Raw genomic sequence first — 15,523 nt, 5'->3', positions numbered from 1 at the left:
GATCAGAGCTGTCGGGACGTGCCGGGAGCGACCCGATCGGTCCGGGCGGCGCCGCCCGACGAGCCGTCGAGCGAATCGGCGAGGGCGACGAAGGCGACGATGCCGGCCGCGGCGGCGACGCTCGTGACGAGGACGCCGAGGACGAGTTCGACGGTCGGCGACAGGAGGGTGGTGAGGGTGGCGATCACCGCGAGCGACAGGGGGACGGCGACGACGGCGAGGGCGACGGCGACGATGCGGGCACGGGAGCCGCTGGCACGGGCCCAGGTTCGACCGACCGCGCGGCCGATCGGGTCGCCGTCGACGGCGACGGCGACGAAAACCAGCGGCAGGTGGACGAGGACGACGAGGCCGGGGACGACGAGGAGTCCGAGGCCGACGGCCGCGGCGACGACACCGCCGACGGCGACGACGACGGCGCGGGCGTAGGCGAGCACCGTCTCACCGATCGTCTCGTTCCCGCCGAGGGCGTCGCCGTCGGGGGCGACAGTCCGCGCTAGCGCCGCGAGAACGGCGACAGCAGCGACGGTGGCGACGGCGAGGCCCCCGACCGCCCCGAGCGCCGTGAGAGGCAGCGTCGGCTCGTAGGCGACCTGCATGGCCGAGGCCAGCCCGGACCGGGCGAGGAGGGTATTGAGCGTGGCGTTCCACGCGGTGATGGCGACCAACAGCGAGACCACGAGCGCGGCCGCTCGCGAGCGGGCAGCGCCCGACGTGCCGAGGAGGGTCATCGTCACGAACTGTGCGGCGACGACGACGTATAAATTTCTATCAAAATCTGATATGTGTCTGACGCCCGTCGCACAGCACGACTCGAAAGACGTTTTTCGGCAGTTTCACGTCTAACACGCGTCTGACAGTATCGATATGCTTTACTCTATCGACGCGTAGGCACCGAACATGGATCGACGCGCGTTCCTCGTCGCCCTGACCCCTCTCGTGGCCGGCTGCTTCGGCGGCCAGCAGAGCCAGCCGACGCCCACGGCGACCGAGACTTCCGAACCGACCCCGACCGAAACACCCGAACCGACCCCGACGCCCGAACCGGAGGCGTCGCCCGAGGCGGCCCAGCACATCGACGACGCGCAGGACCGCCTCACCGAGGCCGTCTACGTCTACACCGGCGGCGTCACCGACGACCTCCTGTCGGTGACCGCCGAGACCGATGAGTTCCGCGCTCGGGACGTGCTCCTCCGTCTCGACCGGGTACAGCGGGCCATCGCCGCCGCCGAGGCGGACGCGAACACCGACGAACAGCGGGCGACCATCGCGTCGCTCGATACGATGCAGCGGTTTCTCACGCTGGCGGCCGACGCCCAGTCGTGGCTCATCGACGGCCACGATGCGCTCACGGAGGCGTACACCCACCTCGACGAACGCGACCTCGACGAGGCCGAGGCGGACATCGAACGGGTCGAGACGGCGAACGACGAGGTGTCGGAGCCGACCGCCACGATTCGAGAGGAGATGGACGCCGACAGCGCGGCCGTAGTCGACGCCATCAGCGGCGACGAGTACAGCTCGAAAGTCGGTCAGCTAACCGACGAGGCGGACGTACTCGCCGCGCTCGGAGACGACGCCACCGACCTCCACGAAGGGATTTCGCTGATCGTCGAGGCGCGAGACGCCGTCGACGAGAACCGACCCGAGGAGGCCGCGGAGAAGGCCGATCAGGCGTACGAACTCCTCAGCGATGTCGAAGACCGGCTCGACGAACGGCTCTCGGAGCTTCCGGACCGGGCCGACGCCTTCGAGGACGTGGCGAGCGACATGCTCGACCTGGCGTCGAGTCGCGCCACCACCGCCGAGACCGTCTACGACAACAACTCCTGACGCTCGTGTGAACGGTTCGCACGAACCGGCGTTTGAGTCACCGCCGGTTTTTGAGGGGAGCCTCCCGAGTCGTCACTCATGGACACCGAAGACCGCGGCTGCCCGAAATGCGGCCACACCGAGACCGACGTGGGAAAGATTTCGACCACTGGCGGCGGCCTCAGCAAGATGTTCGACATCCAGACCAACTCGTTCAAAGTGGTGTCGTGTACCTCGTGTGGCTACTCGGAACTGTACCGCGACGTGGGCTCACAGGGTAGCGACATCGTCGACGTGTTCCTCGGGTAGATGGCCGAAGTCGGCGTCGTCGTGCTGTTCCTCCTGCTCGGTATCGGCGCGTCGCTCCTGCTCTACTGGCTGGTTCGCGCCGAACACGACGACCGCGAAGTGATGGATCGAGCGTCGGCCGAACGCGTCGCGCGCCGTGACACCGACGAGGACCACGACCGGCGCTGACGGGGTTTTATCGAATATCTTCGACATTCTTGCCGCAGCGACGCCAGCGGATATTTAAATAGGCCGAACCGGTTCGGGTATTCGGCACAGCAGTGTCGGCCGGCGAGAACCGTCGAGCAAGGCTTGTCCGTCCCTCTCAGAGGTTCACTCGTTATCACGGACCAAGTTGGTGCACCCGGAACGAAGCTCTCGCGTCGGCGGTTCGTCAACCGCCTCGGGGTCAAGCCCCGAGGCTTGTCAGTGGACTCCCGCTCTATCCGCGCAAGGCGGAAGGCGTGTAATCACCGTTCGCGTTCAGCGTCCCTGACTTGAAGACCAGTTGACTGGTGGCCCGTCCAGCACCGGACTTGAGCCAGTGCTGGACAAGACGCCACCCGATATTCCGAGCGGCGTTGTAATCCGCGTGGAGTTCTTTTCCACACTTCAGGCACTCGAACTCGTCACCATTGCGGTTGTCCTTGTGCGTGAATCCGCACTCGCCGTGACTGCACCGCTGTGACGTGTAGGTAGGGGCAACATCGTCCACGTCAATACCGTACTCTTCGGCTTTGTATCCGACGTGGCCTTGGAGTTCGCCGAACGCCCACTGCTGGAACTTCGAAGCGTTCGAGATGCGTTCGCGGATATGCGTCAGATTCTCGAACGCAATCGCCGCACAATCGTTCTCCACAGCCTCCTGAACGATGGCCTTCGAGATGCGGTGGAGGTAGTCCGCACTCCACCGAGCGAACCGTGACCCGATGCTTTCGATGGTGAGGTGTGCGGAGCGAGTGCCTGTCTGTTGGAGGTTGCCGCGCCGACGTTCGTACTCGTCGCGGCGGTGGTTGAGGTAGTCTGCGTTTCCAAGGAAGGCCCCTGTGCTGGTGACGGCGAGAGAGCCGTCCACGTTCAAATCGACGCCGAGAACCACTCCGTTCCCAGTCGATTCGTCGCCAGAATCAGCCGATTCGACTTGTTTCTTGACTGCGACGTGGAGGTAGTACGTCCCGTCACGCTTGTGGAGCGTTGCTTCCTTGCGTTCCCAGTCATCCGTCCAATACTCCGCAAACGGCGTCTCTTCCTCGTCTTCAGGTGTGACTAACTCGGCGGTCACGCGGTCGCCAACCGTGGCGAGGGTAACGTGGTCGTCGTTGTACGTGATGGTTCGACCGTTGTACGCGACGACACTGCCTCGGAACTCGGGCTTGCTGGCTTTCTGACCGTCGTCGAGGATGCGGTCTTTGCAGTTGCTGAGCGCGTCGGCAGCGAGGTTGCGGGCGGATTGGACGAGACTGGCTTGCAGACTGGTCTGCTCCCGAACCTCTGAATAGGTTTGTTCGTGGAGCGTGTTTTTGATGTCCTCGATCTGCGTGGGGTCGTCGCTCCACCCAGCGTCAGCGACGTGTTGGGCCGCTTGACGGAATTGCTCGAACGTCTCATCGAGAACGCTGTGAGCGTCCTCGGGAACGTCGAGCTTTAGCTGGATGTTGCGGACGACCTCTATACTTCATTAGTACCGATAGAAATATTTGAAGGTATTTGTTTAGACGTGGGGGAGTCGGCCTTGCCATCGTGCGTGGTTTGTGTCATCGGTTGTCGGCTTCCTCCCCGACCTCAAGGGTCGGGGTATCCGCCTCGCAATCTCTATGAACCACCCGATCCACACCCACAACCACCGGTTCCGGGTGGTCGAGAAGGACGGCTCGCGGATTCCCGACGTGGCCCAGTACGAGGAGGACATCCTCGATCTGGCGCCCGCGGAGCGCAAAACCGTCGAGTTCGAGGCGGACGCCGACCCCGGCATCTACCTCATGCACTGTCACAAGGTGAGCCACGCGATGAACGGCAACTCCTACCCCGGCGGGATGGTCGGCGGCATCGTCTACGAATCGGCGATGGACTCGGACGTGTTCGCACAGCTGATGGAGTACGCGGGCTACGAGCCGTAGCGGAACAGGTTGATGACGGTGGGGACCGACCGCCCGGCATGGAGCGGACGCCAACGGGCACACCGGTCGGAGTGGACGACCCCTACGCCCACGCCGACCGCTGTGACCACCTCACCGGCGACGGGCGGTGTCGGTTCGCGCTCGAACACGCCGGGGACAGCGGGGGGCGATGTCCCTCAAGCAGCGCGGAGCCACGCTCCGCGAGCAACCGGACGCAGTCCGGTGACAGCGAGGGACACAGTCCCTCGGGCAGTCGGCCGGCGGCCGGCGACGACCCCGCGTTCGCGGCCGCGCGCCGCGACGACGACTACGCCTGTGTCGTCGCCGACGAGGACACCACGTGGCGTGACTGCCCACACTACCGCTCGACGACCGACGGCCGCGAGTGTCGACGCTGTGGACTCGAGGAGGTGCGCCTGGCACACGAGGACGCGCGGCCGTTGCTGGAGGAACACCACCTGTCGTACGGCACCGGAAAGCGAGACGGCGACGACGACCCGGCCCACGAGATCACCGTCTCCCTCTGTCGCTGGTGTCACGCGAAAGTGCACGCCGGCTGGGCGCGGGTCGACGACGACGTGAACCCGGACGCGGAGGCGCTCGCGGCCCGCGAGGAGCGCCGGAGCACGGAGCAAGCGGAGTTCGGCTTCCGGACGGCGGCGGAGCGCGACGAGCGCTAACATTCGATCCGTTTTTACGCGCTTCCGGATTACGACGGCGTAATGACTCGAATCGTCGTCGTCGACAACCACGGCCAGTTCACGCACTTGGAACACCGGGCGCTCCGGGACGCGGGCGTGGACACCGACATCGTCGACAACACCACGCCCCCCGAGGAGCTCGACACCGACGGCCTCGTGCTCTCGGGCGGTCCCGACATGGATCGGATCGGCCGCTGTGCGGAGTATCTCGAGATGGACGTACCCGTTCTCGGCATCTGCCTCGGTATGCAGATCATGGCGGTCGAACTCGACGGCACCGTCGACGCCGGCGACTACGGCGGCTACGCCGACGTGACGGTCCGCATCGTCGACGAGGACGACCCCCTCGTCGGCTCGCTCGCCCCCGAGACGCGCGTGTGGGCGAGTCACGCCGACGAGGTGACCGCCCTCCCCACGGGCTTTACCCACACCGCGACGAGCGACGTGTGTGACATCGAGGCGATGAGCGACCGGGACCGCGAGCTCTACGGGGTCCAGTGGCATCCCGAGGTGGCCCACACCGAGGAAGGCGAGGAACTGTTCGCGAACTTCATCGAACGCTGTCGATAGAACCGAGCGCGGGACTACGCCGGCGACGAACAGTGACCACGACAGGTATGAAGGGAGGGATTTACGACGCCCCGCCTCGTCGGGGCGACTGACATGACGGCGACGCAGTCCGACCTCGCGGGGCTGTCGCGGTACATCTTCACCGCACCCAGCTGGTACGCCAGCCTGGGGTTCGCCCTCGCCATCGCGGCGATGGCCGGCATCGCCGCCTTCGACTCCGGCGGCACCTCGCCCACATGGCGGAGCCTGCTCATCCTCGGACGCGACGCCTGGCAGGGCATCTTCTTCATCGGCCTGCCGACGGTCATCGCCTCCGTCGGCACCACCGGTGTCGACCGCTTCGTCGGCGGGAAACTCACGCCGAACCGATCGTCGCTGCTGGCGCTTCTCTGTGAGGTCATCCTCGTCGCTATCGTCATCGGCGCGGGCATCGTCTCGCTGCTTACGCCGCTCGGCCAGACGTTCATCTACGACGCGCTGGTGATCGCACTGGCCTCCATTTTCGCCTTCCGCCTGCTGGTCGTCATGGCGGTGTCGCAGTCCTCCCTGCTCATCGCCGCCGTTCCGGCCAGCCTCCAGACCGTCGTTTCGGCGCTTTTCCTGTTCGTCTACAGCGGGACGGTCCGCTTTCTGGAACTCGGCGGGCCGCTCGTCGACGCCTATCTGATGCCCTACCTCTCGCGGGCGTCGGAGGCCCCGGCCGAACTCTGGGTCATCGACGCCCAGCACTTCCAGCTGCTCGGGATCATGTGCGTGCTCTACGCGGGCGCCGTCTACGTCTTCATCCGGGTGATCGACCGCCCGTGGCAGCGCAGCCTCGGCGTCTCGGTCCTCGATTTCATCCGCGGCTTCATCGGCCACGTCGCCGAGGGCTCCAGGGAACTCGAGGACTTCTTCGAGAAGCTCGGCGAGGAGGCCATCGTCCCCGTCTCGGTACTCGCCTTCCGCCGCCGCGACGGCACACAGAAGGCGCGATTCGTCCTGCCGATGATCCACCCCGGGCCGATGGGGGAGATCGGCGGCGGCAACTTCCCGACGCGCGTCGCGGAACACACCGACGGCCTCGTCTTCCCGCCCCACGCCACCGCCGGCCACGACTTCAACCTCGTCACCGAGCGCGAGGTGGACTCGATTCTCGACGCCATCGACGCCGCCCAGACGAAGCTCACGTACTCGGGAACGGCGACCCGGAGCGTCCGCACGCGGTCGGGGGAGGCGTCGATGCTCGGGCAGGCATTCGGTAACGACGCCCTCCTCGTCGCCTCCTACGCCCCCGGCTTCGCGGACGACGTGGAGTACGGCGTCGGCCTCTCGGCGGCCGCCGAGGCCCGGACCGTCGGCCTCGACGACGTGCTCCTCGTCGACGCCCACAACTCCAACAACGGCCTGCAGGGCGAGGACCTCGGCCACGTCACGCCCGGCAGCCAGCGCGCGTTCGACATGCTCACCGCCGCGAAGCAGGCCGGCGGGCGGCTGTGCGAGGCGCCGACCGGCCCGATCCGCCTCGGCGTCGCGTGGGAGCGCACCGACTGGGACGCCCTGGACGGTATCGGCCCGCTCGGAATCCGGGCCGCCGTCGTCGAGGTGGGCGACCAACAGACGGCGTACGTCCTCGTCGACGGCAACAACATGGTGCCCGGCCTGCGTGACCGCGTCGTCGACGCGGTGACCGCACGCGGCATCGACGTGGCCGAGGTGATGACGACCGACACGCACATCGTCAACACCGTCGAGGCGGACAATCAGGTGGGCGCGGCCATCGATCACGGGGCGTTCGTCGCCACTATCGAACGACTCGTCGACGCGGCGGTCGACGACCTCGAACCCGTCGAGGCGGGGCTGGCGACCGAGCGTGCGACGGTGACGGTGTTCGGCAACGACCGCACCGAGACGCTCGCCAGCCACGCCAACGCCGTCGTCTCGATGGGCGGCGCGCTCGCAGCCGTCATCATCCTCGTCGCGATGGCGGTCAGCGTCCTGGTCTTTTTCGTGACGGGGTAGCCGCCCAAACGCAAAAATAGGCGGATAGCCTACCTCCGGTCGTGCTCCTCGTGCTCTGTGTCGACCTCGACGACGACCTCGGCCGCAAAACCGGCATCGAGACGCCGGTCATCGGCCGGGACGCCGTCAGGGACGCCGCCGTCGCCCTCGCCACCGCTGACCCCGAGGACTCCGACGTGAACGTCATGTTCCAGGGGTTGCACGTCCTCGACGACCTGCGGACCGCGGAGAGCGAGGAGGTCGAAATCGCCGCCGTCACCGGACTGCAAGGGAGCGAAGTGCGCGCGACACGGGAGGTCGGTGACGAAGTCGACCGGGTGTTGGCGGGCCTCTCGACCGGCGAGTCCGTCCGCGCCATCGTCATCACCGACGGCGCACAGGACGAGTCGGTGTTGCCCGTGATCCGGTCGCGGGTGCCCATCGACAGCGTCCGCCGGGTGGTCGTCCGACAGGCACAGAACCTCGAATCGATGTACTACACGGTCAAGCAGGTGCTCGCCGACCCCGAAACGCGGGGGACCCTGCTCGTGCCGCTCGGCATCCTCCTGCTCATCTACCCGTTCGTCACCATCGCCACGTTCTTCGACGTGCCCGGCGCGGCGGTTCTCGGCCTCATCTCCGCGCTGCTCGGTCTCTATACGCTGTTCCGGGGACTGGGGCTAGAGGCGACGGTCGACGAGGCCGCCGACCGTGTCCGGAACTTCCTCTATGCCGGCCGGGTGACGATCATCACGTACGTCGTCGCCGCAGCCCTCCTGATCGTCGGCGGCGCCGAGGGAGTCGACACCCTCCGCACCATCGAAGCCGGCGTCGCGGGCGACCCCTCCGCCGTGACGGTGCTCGCGGCGCTCGTCAACGGCGCTATCCGGTGGTTCGCCGCCGCCGGCATCACCAGCAGTCTCGGCCAGGTGACCGACGAGTGTCTGGCCGACCAGTTCAAGTGGCGCTATCTGAACGCGCCGTTTTACGTCGTCGCCATCGCCATCGTCCTCTATGCCGTCTCGGGCTTTCTCCTCCCGCCCGTGGACGGGGTGACGACGCTCACGCTCACCGATCTCGCGGTGGCGCTCACCGTCGGGACGCTGCTGGGCGTCCTGAGCACGCTCACGTTCGCGCTCGCGGAGTCCCGCTATCCGACTGGCGCCGACCCAGCCTAGCGCTCCCGCACGACCACGAACTCCGCGAGGTCCTGCAGATACTCGACGGCGTCGACCTCCTCGGTGTCGGCCGTCGACAGCGCCGCCAGCGCGCGATCCGACTCGCGCTGGGCGCGGGCGTTGGCTTCCTCCGGCGAGAGATCCGTCACCTGCACCAGCGACGGCCGGTCCATCTCCGCGTCCTGACCCGTGGGCTTGCCGAGGTCCGCCGCGTCCGCAGTGGCGTCTAACACGTCGTCCCGGATCTGGAACGCGACGCCGACGCGTTCGGCGTAGTCGCCGAGGGCTTCGACCGTGAAGGCGTCGGCGCCGCCGGCCACCGCCCCGAGTTCCGCCGCTGCTCGGAAGAGCACACCCGTCTTCCGCCGGGCGAGCGTCATGTATTCGACCTCGTTTTCGGGGCGAGCGACCAGTTCCGTCGCCTCGCCCTCGCCGAGTTCGACCATCGCCTCCGCGACGATGCGCATGGCGCGTTCGTTCTCGGAAAAGAGGGCGAAGGCCTCGCCGAGGAGGCCGTCGCTGGCGACGATGGCCGGTCCGTAGCCGAACTCCGCCCACGCGCTCGGCGTCCCGCGCCGCACGTCCGAGCGGTCGATGATGTCGTCGACGACCAGCGACGCGTTGTGGACGAGTTCGATCCCCACCGCGAAGTCGACGGCGTCGGCCGGCGCACCGCCGACAGCCTCGCAGGTGAGCACCGTCACCGCGGGGCGAACCCGCTTCCCGCCCGAGAGAACGACGTGGCCGAGTTCCGCCGAGAGTTCCGCCGGTTCGACCGCCTCGACGAGCGACTCCAACCGGTCGTTCACCAGGCCCACGCGGCGATCCAGATACTCCATCGCCCCGACGAAGGGACGGGCGAGTCAAGTACGTGACGCTATCTGGGCGTTCGAGACGGTCCTAAAATCGGGGGCGACGACGGTCGACCGCGCCTACTCGAACTGCTCGATCAACTCGGGCACCACCTCGAACAGGTCGTCGACGACCCCGTAGTCCGCGATGTCGAAGATGGGCGCGTCGGGGTCCGTATTGATCGCGATGATCGTGTCGGCGCCTTTCATCCCCGCGACGTGCTGGACCGCCCCCGAGATGCCGATGGCGAGATACACTTTCGGCGTGACGGCCTTCCCGGACTGTCCGACCTGGCGGTTCTTCGGAAGCCACCCGCTGTCGACGATGGGTCGCGACGACGCCAGCGTCGCGTCCAACGCCCCGGCCAACTCCTCGATCAGTTCGAGGTTCTCCTCCTCCTCGATGCCGCGGCCGACGGAGACGATGAACTCCGCCTCGCTGATGTCCACGTCGCCGGCACCGACCTCCTCGAAGCCACGAACCGTCGACCGGATCGACGACTCGTCGATATCGACCGCGAACGGCTCGATGTCGGCGTCGCCGACCCCCTCGGCGGCCGCCCACTCGCCGCCACGGATCGTCAGCGCGACCGGTTCGCTCGTCACCTCGATTGCCGTCTCGACTTTCGATCCGTACATCTCCCGGGTGACGGTCGGGCCGTCGTCGTAGTCGATGGCGACGGCGTCGGTGACGAGCGGGAGCGACAGACGCGTCGCCACCGCGGGGGCGTAATCCAGCCCGTTGACGCTGTTGGGCATCACGACCGCGCCGGGGTCGAGCGTGTCGAAAAGCGCCGTCACGGCGGCGACGGTCACGTCGTGGTTGAACTCGTCGCCCTCGGCGACGGTGTGGATCGCATCCACCCCCTCGCAGTCGAGTTTCTCGGCGAAGCGGTCCACGTCGCCGCCGACGACGGCGGCGTGGAGGTCCCCACCCATCGCGTCGGCGAGGTCCCGACCCACGGTGAGGAGTTCGTAGCTCACCGGCCGGAGTTCGCCGCGGCGGTGGTCGGCGACGACGAGCACGTCCGTGGCGCTCATTCCGCCCCCACCCCCGCGTCCCGCAGGACGGTCGCTAGCTCCGCGGCCGTCTCCTCGGCACTCCCCTCGAACAGCGTCGCGTCGGACTCGCTTTCGGGTTTGGCCATCCCGGCGAGTGTCAGATCGTCGTCGACGAGCGACGGGTCGAGGCCGATGTCGGCGAGGGTATGGACGGCGAGTTCCTTCCGCTGGGCCTGCCGAATCCCGCGCAGGCTGGCGTAGCGTGGCTCGTTGATCCCGGTCTGGATCGTCAGCACGGCCGGACAGGGGACGGTCGTGAGTTCCTCGACGCCACCTTCGAGTTCGCGTCGCACCGACGCGTCGCCGTCCGTCAACTCCAGATCGTTCACCACGGCGGCCCACCCCATATCGAGCAGGTCGGCGAGGGCGACGCCGGTCGCGCCGAAGCCGTCGTCGGCGGCCTGAACGCCCGAGAGTACGAGATCCGGCGCTTCCTCTTCCGCGACGGCCGCGAGAATCCGGGCGGTCGTCGTCGGGTCGAGCACGTCGGCCTCGGCGAGCGCGTCGTCCCAGACGCGGACCGCGCGGTCGACGCCTTTCGCCAGCGCCATCCGGATCGTCTCCTCGCTTCGCTCCGGACCGATCGTGGCGGCGACGACCTCCACGTCCTCGTCCTCGCGGTCCTCCGCGATCCGAACCGCCGCCTCGACGGCGTAGTCGTCCCACTCGTTGAGGTCGTATTCGAGGTACGTCTCGGGGATCGAACGCCCCTCGATTTCGAAGTCGTCGGCGACTTCGGCGACCTCCTTGACGGTCACGAGAATCTTCATGTGCGACCCCTTCCTCTGCCGGGAGTAAACGTTTTCCGAAGCGACCGCCAGCTACTCCGGCTCCTCGTCGGGCAGGGAGATGAGGTTCTCGCGGCCGAGGCGGAGCTTCTCGACGCGTCCGTCGTCAGCCATCGTCGAGAGCAGTTGTGACACCTTGGCGTCCGACCACCCCGTCTCCTTGACGATCCGGGCCTGCTTCATCCGCCCGCCGTTCCGATCCAGGAGGTGTTCGACCCGCTCCTCGTCGGAGAGGAGGGTGGGATCGACGTCCGCGTCGTCCATTTTGTCGCCCTCGTCGGGGTCGGGCCGGCCGTCGTCGCCCGCCGCGGACGCCTCGTCCGTTTCGGGCCCTGCACCGCCATCGCCGCCGTCGCCCCCGCCGGACGGCACGGTGACGGTGTCTTCCGACCGCGGCGCCGATTCGTCGCCGCGCAACCGGACGTACGCCACGGCGGCGAGGACGGCACCGAGGAGCAGGGCCCCGGCGATCAGCGACCACGGGAACGGGGAGGGCTCCGGCTCCTCGACGGCGGTCCGCTGATAGGAGATAGAGAGCGGTTCACGGAATCGGTGTGGCCCCTCGACGACGACCGAGCCGTTGTCGAGGCCGAAGCGCGTGTCCGTCACCTGATAGCCCTTCGGCGTCTCGACGACCAGTCGCTGTTCGGGGCCGATAGAGGCGAGCCAGGTGCGGTTGTTAGGCATCAACACCGCGTCCCGGATCACGAAGCCAGCGTCGGTGTCGGTCAGGAAGTTCGTCCACGTAAAAGAGAGGCTGAGGACGCCCGTGCCGTTCCGGACGGTCGCGTTGCGGGTCGTGTTCCGGATCGACATCTCGCGGCCGGTTTCGCGGCTGGCTGCCGCGGCGAGCGTCCGGAAGAAATCGGCGTCGAGACCCACGGTCGTCTCCCCCGCCTCGAACTCGCGGCCGTAGTCGTCGAACGCGGCGCGGGCGGCGTCAGTCGAGAGGTTGTACCGGACCGAGACGGTCCAGCGCGCGCTTCCGTCGGGATTTGGGGCGATGTAGAACTCGGTGACCTCGGGGGTGTCGATGCGGGCGACCGACGGCCCGACGAGCGCCGGCCGGTCGGCCGTGGCCGCAGCGGCGGCTTCGGTCCCGTCGGCGGCGAACGCCACCGCGGGAATCGTCCCGGAACAGAGGACGAGGAGGGCAAGGAGGGTCGCGGCGATCCGCATTAGTTCGTGCGTCTCGATGTGACGGGAAAACGCTTTCCATCGGGGGAGAGAGCCTGTCGGGGAGAGAGCGGGCGTCAGACGAACGGCGGACGGCGGGGTTTTAGTAGCCGGCGACTCTACCGTCGCCCGATGAGAGCCCTCCCCGTCATCGCGGTTGCCCTCCTCGTCTGCTCCGCCGTCGTCGGGGCGACCGGCGACCTCGGCGGATCGGCGACCGAGACCGGCGCCGCCCCCGTCGCCGGCGACGATGCCGCGCCGCCCGCCCTCGATCCAGCCACCCCCGTTGCCCAGACCGACGGCGGGGGCGGCCCCCAGCAGATCTCCGTCCTCGATATCCCCCCGACATCGATCGAACGCTGGGGCGTCGATACACAGTACGTCGACCTCGGCCCCGCCATCGGCCTCTCGACGAACGCGACGACCGATCACCTCCGGACCCGCGCGATGGTCGAACGGGTCGAGTCCGCGAACACGACCGCGCAGCGTCGCGACCGTCTCCGGACGGCGCTTCGCGACCTCGAAGCGCGAGTCGACGGCCTCGAGAAGCGACAGACGGCCGCCGTCGCGGCGTACGGTCGCGGCGAAATCGACGCCCACGACCTGCTCGTCACGCTCGTTCGCGTGCGCATCGCGGCCGAGGAACTCGGCGACCGGCGGAACCGTATCGAGTCGCTGGCCGCAGAGACGCGTGGCTTCGATATCGACCGCGGGCGCCTCGCCTCGATCAGTAACCGTCTCTCCGCGTTCACTGGACCGGTGCGTGCCCACGCCCGGGCCGTCCTCACGGGTGAGGCCCCGCCCGACCGCTTCTACATCGCGACCGGGCCCGAGAGTGTTACCCTCTCGACAATCCTCGACGAGACGTACCTCCGTGAGGCGTATCGCGGCGACCTCCGGAACGGCGACGGCGACGCCATCGAACTCGAAGTCGCCCTCGATATCGTGTCGTCGAACTACCCCGTCATCTGGAACACGACGCGGGAGCAGACGCAGGTGTTCGGCGGGGGCGAAACCTATCCCGTCCGGGTCGTCCACGGTCGCGGTGATCTGACGGCGTTCGTCGACAGCGACGCACGCGTCGTCTACGCCGAACACCAGCGCCGGCCGCTCGCGTCGATGGTCGCGAACCGGCGAGCCGAGGGAGCCGGCGACGGGATTCGGCTCGTCGTGAATCGGACGTACCCGGGCGGCCCCGCACAGATTCGCGTCGTCGACTCGGTGACCGGCGATCCGGTCGACGCGACCGTCTCGATGTCGATCGAAACGGGCGGGTCGACCCGCCTCGGCACCACCGGCGACGACGGCGTTCTCTGGACGCTCTCGCCGTACCGCCGCTACACCATCACCGTCGACAGCCAGGGCGAGTCCGTCGAGGCGGTCGTCGACCCCGGCGCGCCGCCACGGGTGGATGCGAACACGGGCGCCGGCACCGGCACCGGCACGGAATCCGGGTCCGACGGGGACAACACGACGACACCGATGCCGACCGCCATCGCGAGCGCTGTCGACGCCGACGCTTATAAGCGATAACGGCACCACCGGCACTATGGCCAGCCGTGCCGTCACCACCGGGTCGGCTCTCGGACTCGCGTTCGCCGTCGTCGTCGGGACCGCCGTCGCGGCCGTAAGCCTCGGCGCGACCCCCGCGGCACCGACCGCCGCCGGGATCAGCCTCACGGTCGACGGGGATCGACTCCTCCTCACGCACCGGGCGGGCGATCCGGTGGACGTGCGCCGACTCGACGTGACCGTCCGCGTCGACGGCGTGGCCCTGCGCCATCAGCCGCCGGTTCCGTTCTTCTCGGCACGGGGGTTTCGTCCGGGACCGACCGGACCGTTCAACGCCGCCGCCGATCCGCGGTGGGAGGTCGGGGAGCGTGCGTCGGTTCGGCTCGCGTCAACGAACCGGCCGCGACTCGTGGCCGGCGCTCGCGTGACGGTCGAACTCCGGTACGGGGAGCGGCGGCTGGCGACCCTGACGGCGACGGCGTAGCTACGCCGAGTCGGGGACGCGCGCCAGCGTCGTGATCGCGATTTCGGGGTTGTACGCCGGCCCCATCGTGACGTGGGTCACGTCGTCGAAACCGGCGTCGGCGAACATCCGGTCGGCCTCCGCCTCGTCGTAAAAGAGCATGATCGCGTCGGCGAGTCGCTGGAAGACCGAGCTACGCGGGTAGTTCGGACCGACGACGAGCACCGAGCCACCGGGTTCGACGATGCGGCGAAACTCCTCTAAGGCGTCGACGGGGTTGGGCCAGTACTCGATCGAGCCCGAAGACCAGAGGGCGTCGAAGCTGTCGTCTTTGAACGGGAGGCGCTCGGCGTCGCCGCGGTAGAAGTCCACCCGATCCGTGCGGCCGAACTTCTCGAATGCCTTCTCCATCTGGTGGATGCTCTGGTCGAGCCCGTGGACGTGCTCGGTGTACTGGAGGAGGCCTTCGGTGCCGAAACCGGTGCCACAGCCCACGTCGAGCACCCGGTCGTCGGGATCGAGGTCGATGAGTTCGAGCGCCTCGGCGCGCATCTCCTCGTTCCAGATGAACGGGTTCACCTGGTCGTACACCTTCGAGAGGTACTTGTAGAACAGCCGCGCCCGGGATTTGTCTTCGAGAATCCCCATTTAAACGCCGGTTAGGGTCCGATCGGCATAACGGTGGGGATTCGCGGGCGGCGGGTTATACGGCCGGCAGGACTAGACGCCGGCGCGTTCGAGCGCGTCCTCGATGTCGGGACGCTGGGTGACGCCGACGAACCGATCGACGATACCGTCGTCGTTCTCGACGACGACCGTCGGGAGGGACTGGACCTGGTACTCGTTGGCGGTGTCCTGGTCCTGATCCACGTCGATTTTCGTCAGCTCGACGCCCTCGTAGTCCGCGAGCAGCTCCTCGAGAATCGGCTCCTGTGCGTCGCACGGTCCACACCAGTCGGCGTAGAAATCGAGCAGTCGAACGGTCATGATCCGTCCACCGGGTTCCGGAGCGGCGCGCATAAGCG

18 protein-coding genes are annotated in these 15,523 nt (G+C 67.8%); 10 read left to right on the top strand and 8 right to left on the bottom strand.

Translation table 11 applies throughout. From position 1 onward, the window contains the following. Positions 1-2 precede the first annotated feature (2 nt). Entirely contained in the window at positions 3-731 is a 729-nt protein-coding gene (locus HALNA_RS03850) for a hypothetical protein (RefSeq protein ID WP_157573435.1), read from the bottom strand. Between the two features lie 169 nt (positions 732-900). Between HALNA_RS03850 and HALNA_RS03845 the strand changes: the two genes are divergently transcribed. From HALNA_RS03845 to HALNA_RS20465, 3 genes are all read left to right on the top strand, one after another. Beyond that, a complete protein-coding gene (locus tag HALNA_RS03845) occupies positions 901-1,833 on the top strand; it encodes a hypothetical protein (protein WP_049935065.1) in 933 nt (310 codons plus the stop codon). Positions 1,834-1,911: 78 nt separating this feature from the next. Next, positions 1,912-2,121 carry a zinc ribbon domain-containing protein gene (locus HALNA_RS03840; RefSeq protein ID WP_049935064.1) on the top strand — a complete coding sequence of 70 codons (210 nt, stop codon included), beginning with the start codon at positions 1,912-1,914 and terminating at the stop codon, positions 2,119-2,121. Beyond that, positions 2,122-2,289 carry a hypothetical protein gene (locus HALNA_RS20465; RefSeq protein ID WP_169719005.1) on the top strand — a complete coding sequence of 56 codons (168 nt, stop codon included), beginning with the start codon at positions 2,122-2,124 and terminating at the stop codon, positions 2,287-2,289. It begins immediately after the preceding gene. A gap of 253 nt (positions 2,290-2,542) precedes the next feature. Here HALNA_RS20465 and HALNA_RS03835 read toward each other — a convergent pair whose 3' ends face one another. After that, positions 2,543-3,772, bottom strand: coding sequence for an RNA-guided endonuclease InsQ/TnpB family protein (locus HALNA_RS03835; protein WP_049935063.1), 1,230 nt, complete (start codon positions 3,770-3,772; stop codon positions 2,543-2,545). Positions 3,773-3,851: 79 nt separating this feature from the next. Here HALNA_RS03835 and HALNA_RS03830 point away from each other — a divergent pair, with 79 nt between their 5' ends. From HALNA_RS03830 to HALNA_RS03810, 5 genes are all read left to right on the top strand, one after another. Further along, positions 3,852-4,217, top strand: a complete 366-nt coding sequence (locus HALNA_RS03830) for a multicopper oxidase domain-containing protein (RefSeq protein ID WP_342665004.1) — start codon at positions 3,852-3,854, stop codon at positions 4,215-4,217. 38 nt (positions 4,218-4,255) lie between these two features. Continuing rightward, complete coding sequence (locus tag HALNA_RS03825) at positions 4,256-4,897, top strand: DUF7097 family protein (protein WP_049935061.1); 642 nt, start codon at positions 4,256-4,258, stop codon at positions 4,895-4,897. Positions 4,898-4,939: 42 nt separating this feature from the next. Further along, positions 4,940-5,488: a GMP synthase subunit A gene (locus tag HALNA_RS03820; RefSeq protein WP_049935060.1), complete on the top strand. Its 549-nt coding sequence runs from the start codon at positions 4,940-4,942 to the stop codon at positions 5,486-5,488. 93 nt (positions 5,489-5,581) lie between these two features. After that, positions 5,582-7,489, top strand: a complete 1,908-nt coding sequence (locus HALNA_RS03815) for a DUF2070 family protein (protein ID WP_049935059.1) — start codon at positions 5,582-5,584, stop codon at positions 7,487-7,489. A 41-nt stretch (positions 7,490-7,530) separates the two neighbouring features. Beyond that, positions 7,531-8,646 carry a DUF373 family protein gene (locus HALNA_RS03810; protein WP_049935058.1) on the top strand — a complete coding sequence of 372 codons (1,116 nt, stop codon included), beginning with the start codon at positions 7,531-7,533 and terminating at the stop codon, positions 8,644-8,646. Here HALNA_RS03810 and HALNA_RS03805 read toward each other — a convergent pair. The 4 genes from HALNA_RS03805 to HALNA_RS03790 form a co-directional block, all read right to left on the bottom strand. Beyond that, complete coding sequence (locus HALNA_RS03805) at positions 8,643-9,485, bottom strand: polyprenyl synthetase family protein (protein ID WP_049935057.1); 843 nt, start codon at positions 9,483-9,485, stop codon at positions 8,643-8,645. The two genes, HALNA_RS03810 and HALNA_RS03805, sit on opposite strands and share 4 nt — an antisense overlap. Before the next feature lie 93 nt (positions 9,486-9,578). Further along, on the bottom strand, positions 9,579-10,538 hold the full coding sequence (locus HALNA_RS03800) for an electron transfer flavoprotein subunit alpha/FixB family protein (protein ID WP_049935056.1): 960 nt from the start codon (positions 10,536-10,538) through the stop codon (positions 9,579-9,581). Then, on the bottom strand, positions 10,535-11,329 hold the full coding sequence (locus HALNA_RS03795; protein WP_049935055.1) for an electron transfer flavoprotein subunit beta/FixA family protein: 795 nt from the start codon (positions 11,327-11,329) through the stop codon (positions 10,535-10,537). Before HALNA_RS03795 ends, HALNA_RS03800 begins: the two co-directional genes overlap by 4 nt. A 51-nt stretch (positions 11,330-11,380) precedes the next feature. Then, positions 11,381-12,526, bottom strand: coding sequence for a helix-turn-helix transcriptional regulator (locus tag HALNA_RS03790; protein ID WP_049935054.1), 1,146 nt, complete (start codon positions 12,524-12,526; stop codon positions 11,381-11,383). Positions 12,527-12,655: 129 nt separating this feature from the next. Between HALNA_RS03790 and HALNA_RS03785 the strand changes: the two genes are divergently transcribed. Beyond that, a complete protein-coding gene (locus HALNA_RS03785) occupies positions 12,656-14,056 on the top strand; it encodes a DUF7096 domain-containing protein (RefSeq protein WP_049935053.1) in 1,401 nt (466 codons plus the stop codon). A 16-nt stretch (positions 14,057-14,072) separates the two neighbouring features. After that, positions 14,073-14,519 carry a hypothetical protein gene (locus tag HALNA_RS03780; RefSeq protein ID WP_049935052.1) on the top strand — a complete coding sequence of 149 codons (447 nt, stop codon included), beginning with the start codon at positions 14,073-14,075 and terminating at the stop codon, positions 14,517-14,519. On the opposite strand, the gene HALNA_RS03775 is transcribed toward HALNA_RS03780, so the two are convergent. Next, positions 14,520-15,146 (bottom strand): methyltransferase domain-containing protein, encoded by a 627-nt coding sequence (locus HALNA_RS03775; protein ID WP_049935051.1) that lies wholly within the window; start codon positions 15,144-15,146, stop codon positions 14,520-14,522. Positions 15,147-15,218: 72 nt separating this feature from the next. Then, complete coding sequence (locus tag HALNA_RS03770) at positions 15,219-15,485, bottom strand: thioredoxin family protein (RefSeq protein ID WP_049935050.1); 267 nt, start codon at positions 15,483-15,485, stop codon at positions 15,219-15,221. Between the last annotated feature and the right edge of the window lie 38 nt (positions 15,486-15,523).

Source organism: Haloplanus natans DSM 17983 (genome assembly GCF_000427685.1).
In the GTDB taxonomy this organism is placed as follows: domain Archaea; phylum Halobacteriota; class Halobacteria; order Halobacteriales; family Haloferacaceae; genus Haloplanus; species Haloplanus natans.
The sequence above is the reverse complement of the archived record's forward strand: the minus strand, read 5'-3'. Positions and strand labels throughout refer to the sequence as shown.